This window comes from uncultured Nostoc sp. (assembly GCF_964245575.1).
Lineage (GTDB): Bacteria > Cyanobacteriota > Cyanobacteriia > Cyanobacteriales > Nostocaceae > Nostoc.
Genome location: NZ_CAXTNP010000407.1, coordinates 1 through 5,078, shown reverse-complemented (window position 1 = coordinate 5,078; position 5,078 = coordinate 1). Strand labels below are relative to the sequence as shown.

Below are 5,078 nucleotides of genomic sequence, written 5' to 3'. Positions count from 1 at the left end.
AGCTCTTTAATGTTCTTTTAGCACAGAATGTTACTATTTTGGAGATGTCTAATGGCTGTAGAACAGCTCTACGTAGAAGTTGCCTTAGAAGCAGGAGAAAGCATAGTCTTGGAAATAGAACCTTTTCCCGACAACTACAATTTGGAAATACTCAAGTTTTAAAAAAGAATTTAAAGTCAAGAATTCACGTTGGGCAATTAGCATCCTTAATCGGTAGTGTCTCAGTTTCAAATTAGCCGCATGTCCGCTTCCGACCCAATTGCGGTCGTTCAAGATTTAGCGACAATCATCGTAAGCGGTCATTCGGAAGTTGCACTTTGACCAATAATCCGAGCCTCCCGCACATAGTCAAAATCGCCCTCACCCGACCAAGCTTGTCCGTCAGGATAACGCAATTCTATTCCGGCGAGGTCTCTCTCATCCGCTAGCCGCATGTTGACGCCCATCAGGCTATCCCCGAACCTCGATATGGCGTTTGCCGTCAAAACCCAGTGAGTCGTTGAACCGCACTTTATGCAGAACTGAATTTCCGCGGCCGGGTCGTCCTTGTCTTCCCTACAATATCCTTTTGCTGTTCCCTCAACGCTTACCTCCGACGGATGAAAATAGCCCCAGCGGGCGCCCGCTTTGCTGCATAGTGTGCAGTTGCACTCGTTGATGTAGTCCGGTTGCTTTTTGGTTTCGACGCGGATTTGGCCGCAAAGGCAGGAGAGCTTCAGCATCTTGTTACCTCGGTACATGTATTCTCCGTATTTATTTATCTTTACATAGTTTGGTTTTTTCACGCCGACTTACTTAAGTCCTCAAACTGCTGTAAAAGACATCAGCCTCCTGTATCGGAATTTTTACTGGGGGGTATTGATAATAGCCCTAGTAAAAACTCTTCAGAAATAGAAATACCCCCAAGTAAAAATAACCCTAGTAAAAGCGCAGAAATTGGGGTGAGGGTAACAGCCTATTCATTGGCGCACCATTACTAGGGGTGGAAAGGACTATCCCCAGGCTTATTATCATTGGCAGGAAAAAGGGAGAAAGAAGACCAAGTACATAGGGCTAATCTTAGTACATTCCTAAGCAAATATTTGCGGTTATTCAAGAAGCAGAGTTCAAGAAGCGCCCAATTAGAGAAATTTTGACATTACTGGGTGTTGTGCCTAGCCCTAGTAAAAACACATTACTGGGGGATATCGAAAATAGCCCTAGTAACGATGTCGAACAGTCAGAAATACCCCCCAGTAAAAATAGCCCTAGTAAAACTAGACTAAACAAAGGATTAGGTAGTGGCCCCATTAAACAAAGAGACAAGGGGACGGGAGAAATCAGATGGGGATTCAGACCCCACCTGATTTAAGTCCACCAAAAAGTGGTGTTCTTGTCTTAAACGCTTGGGCGTTGCCTTTCAAGTTGGGGATGGGGAAACAATTCCCCTTGTCTTTTTGTCTCCCCATCCCCTTGTCCTCTTCGATAAACCTACCATTTCATTACAGCCAGAACGCCCAAAATTAAAGCAAGCGTGAATGCGTGACTTCCACCAAACGGTACTAGGTAATCACAGTTGGCTGTTCCCGTCCTGTCAGTTCGCGGATCTGGGCTATCTCCTGGGCAATAGTGATTAAAGAACCAAGTGCAAGCTGTGGATCAAGCTCATGTTTAGCGGGATCTGGCTCGTAGCTTTCTAGATAAACTCTTAGGGTTGCACCTTGAGTACCCGTACCAGAAAGTCGCACCACAATGCGGGAGCCATCAGTAAAGCCAATGCGAACACCTTGTTGATGGCTAAGGCTGCCATCAACAGGGTCGGTATAACTAAAGTCATCACTATATTCAACTTGATAGTTACCAAATTGCTTGCCTTTGAGAGTTGGCAATAAGGAACGCAGTCTTTCTATTAAAGTGTTGGCAGGCCCTGTCTGTATCTCTTCATAGTCATGGCGGGAGTAATAATTGCGTCCATAGGTCTGCCAGTGTTGCCGTACAATCTGCTCAACAGATTGTTGCCGGACTGCTAGGATATTCAGCCAAAACAGCACAGCCCATAGCCCATCTTTTTCGCGGATATGGTTAGAGCTGGTACCAAAACTTTCTTCACCGCAGAGAGTAGCTTTACCCGCGTCTAAGAGATTGCCAAAAAACTTCCATCCAGTAGGTGTTTCATAGGATTCAATCCCAATCTGAGCAGCAACTCGATCCACTGCTTGGCTAGTAGGCATTGATCGCGCTACCCCGGCTAAACCCGCACTATAACCAGGGACTAGCTTGGCGTTTGCGGCTAACACTGCGAGGCTATCGCTAGGGGTGACAAAGAACTTACGTCCTAAGATCATATTACGATCGCCATCTCCATCAAAAGCTGCCCCAAAATCTGGCGCATCCTCTGCGTACAAAATATCCACCAACTCATGAGCATAAACTAAATTTGGGTCAGGGTGTCCGCCGCCAAAGTCTTCTAGGGGTGTACCATTTTGCACAGTTCCTACTGGTGCGCCCAAACGTTGCTCGAAAATGGCATGGGCATAGGGGCCAGCTACTGCGTGTAAGGCATCGATGCTGAACCGAAAATTTCCTCTTGTTAACAGTTGATGAATCCGTTCAAAATCAAACAAGGACTCCATTAACTCTTGATAATCATGTACCGAGTCAATCACCTCAACTACCGTCTCTCCCAAATGTGACTCACCCAAGGTTTCTAAATCTACATCTGGTGCTTCCAGAATTTGGTAGCTATCAATGACTTTACTGCGATCGTAGATAGCCTCTGTCACCTTTTCCGGCGCTGGGCCACCGTTGCTAATGTTATATTTAACACCAAAGTCACCATTTGGCCCGCCCGGATTATGACTAGCAGACAATATGATACCACCAATAGCCTGGTACTTGCGAATAATAGCGGAAGTCGCAGGAGTAGACAAAATCCCTCGTTGACCAACTTTAATCCGTTCAATACCATTAGCCGCAGCCATTTTCAAAATGATTTGAATGGCTTGGCGATTGTAATAACGACCATCACCACCCAGGACTAGGGTTTGAAAGTGCAAGTCCCCTACAGAATCGAAGATCGATTGGATAAAATTTTCCAAATAGTGGGGCTGCTGAAAAACCTTAACTGATTTCCGCAGTCCAGAAGTACCGGGCTTTTGGTCGCTTAAGGGAGTAGTAGAGACTTTATGGATGTTCATAGATAATGTTTAACAAGGCATTTTCTTTTACAGCTTTGCATAATATAAGTTGGTTACAAAAAAAATTGCTCCGTATTATGTACCCGTCGGCTACTAACCCCCTGTTCGTAGATGATTGTAGATGCAGCTTCTGACGATGATTATGAAATGTGGGCAGTTCTGGAGTCTGTTAAAACTGCCTTTGCCTTTGTCGAATTATATACTGCCGAGTGTCAGGCGTAAGCGTGCGTAATACCGTTTAACTTCAAGGTTAATACATTTTAGGCAAGTAAGGTGAGAAAACTACCCACACTGTACCGCAAGGTCAGTGTGGGCTTTCAGCAGCCCTGAAGAGTCCGTACTGAGATTACAGCACAAACCGTTCGAGCCTCCAGGCTGGTTTACAGACAGCCCCAATAATGCAATCATTTTTGCTTTATTCAAATCAGCGTCACAGGACAATCCACAGTTGCCGCATTTGAATTTTTTCATAATTTTCGTTAAAGAATATATGGGTAAAATGATTTTAATGAGCTGTAAAAAAGTGGGGAAAATCTGCGTTTCATTTAATATGTAATAACAGAGGTCATCTGGAAACTTAAAGGCAAACTCAAGCTTAAGGTTGAATTGAGTGGCATAAGATATCAATGCTGTATAATTATCATCGACAAACTCTGCACCTAATTCGCCATGCTGTTCTGCTCCCAAAAAGACCGTGTGGACTCGCCCTCCAACTCGCTGGCGGGCTTCAAACACTTGCACATCAAACCCAGCATGAACCAGTTCATAAGCAGCCGTCAATCCTGCCAACCCAGCCCCAATTACAATTACTCGTTTGCTTATTGGTCATTATTATCCTGCTGCATACCATCGCCCAAATTCAATCAATTGTCTTGAAGTATTAAATGGCTAGTACCACAAGGCAAAAGTCAGCCTCTTCCCTACGGTAAGCTGCGCGGACATGGATTAACCCGGTATTCTCCAGCCAGAGAAAGAACGTACTTTAGATTGGTATCGGAAACATCAGCACTAGACAGGTAAATTTTACCGTAGCATCTAACCGAAAATCCGCGATCGCCAAACTTTTTAGAAAAATCAGTGGTGTACCAACAGGTTGTCCCCACTTCGGCTCGACTTTTGATCGCTCTTTTTAATGATTCGCTGTAACACCTGCCTGAAGACATTGGGATGGAAAAATACACTGGGAGGTTTGAGTAGGTGCATCACTTCTAAGAAAAGCCTGTGGATGTCAGGGTTTTCAGTAGCCAGCAGCAACACTTGATCTAGATACTGCTGCATCAGTTTTGTCATTAAATTTGGTCGTCCGCCTACAGTAGTATGCCAGCGAAAATCTTCACCTGTTGCCATTAACCAAGGGATTGCAATAATTTTGCTAAGTTGCTTTTGAAAGCTTTGGGATAGCCCGACTAAATTTCCATCAGGATGGCGAGATAATTGCTTTCTCAAACACTTGTCTAATGTAAATGCACCTATTGCCGCAGTAGTCATGCCTTGTCCATAGACGGGATTGAAAGCACAAACAGCATCACCTACTAGCACAAACCCTGACGGCAATCTCGACAGTTTTTCATAGTGACGCCAGCTATTTTCCGTGCGGTGATAGGCAGTCAGGGGCGAAATGGCTTTGGCATTTAGTATTGCTTCGTAGATAATTGGATTACGTAAGCTCCGAGCAAAGTCTAAAAAGCCAGCTTCGTCAGTAGGTGGATAATCTCGACCAATTCCAGTAAGTGTAACTATCCAACGATTTTCTTCAATTGCAGACATTACACCACCGCGTGTGCCTGGCGCTTTTGCCGTTACCAATGCACCTTGCCAATCAGCCTGAAAGTTTTCTGAAAGTTCATATAAGGGACTTCCAAGGAATAAAATCACCAAGTACAATAATGATAATCATTGTTA

General features: G+C 44.5%; 4 protein-coding genes. All 4 read right to left on the bottom strand.

Going from position 1 to position 5,078, the window contains the following annotated elements:
- Positions 1-299 precede the first annotated feature (299 nt).
- Positions 300-446 (bottom strand): hypothetical protein, encoded by a 147-nt coding sequence (locus tag ACFFAP_RS35645; RefSeq protein WP_375515632.1) that lies wholly within the window; start codon positions 444-446, stop codon positions 300-302.
- Positions 447-1,541: 1,095 nt separating this feature from the next.
- Positions 1,542-3,176, bottom strand: a complete 1,635-nt coding sequence (locus tag ACFFAP_RS35640) for an alpha-D-glucose phosphate-specific phosphoglucomutase (RefSeq protein ID WP_375515631.1) — start codon at positions 3,174-3,176, stop codon at positions 1,542-1,544.
- Between the two features lie 282 nt (positions 3,177-3,458).
- The gene (locus ACFFAP_RS35635) at positions 3,459-3,977 is read right to left on the bottom strand and encodes an FAD-dependent oxidoreductase (RefSeq protein WP_375515633.1); all 519 of its coding nucleotides are present in this window, start codon (positions 3,975-3,977) and stop codon (positions 3,459-3,461) included.
- Between the two features lie 273 nt (positions 3,978-4,250).
- Entirely contained in the window at positions 4,251-5,051 is an 801-nt protein-coding gene (locus tag ACFFAP_RS35630) for a hypothetical protein (RefSeq protein ID WP_375515630.1), read from the bottom strand.
- Between the last annotated feature and the right edge of the window lie 27 nt (positions 5,052-5,078).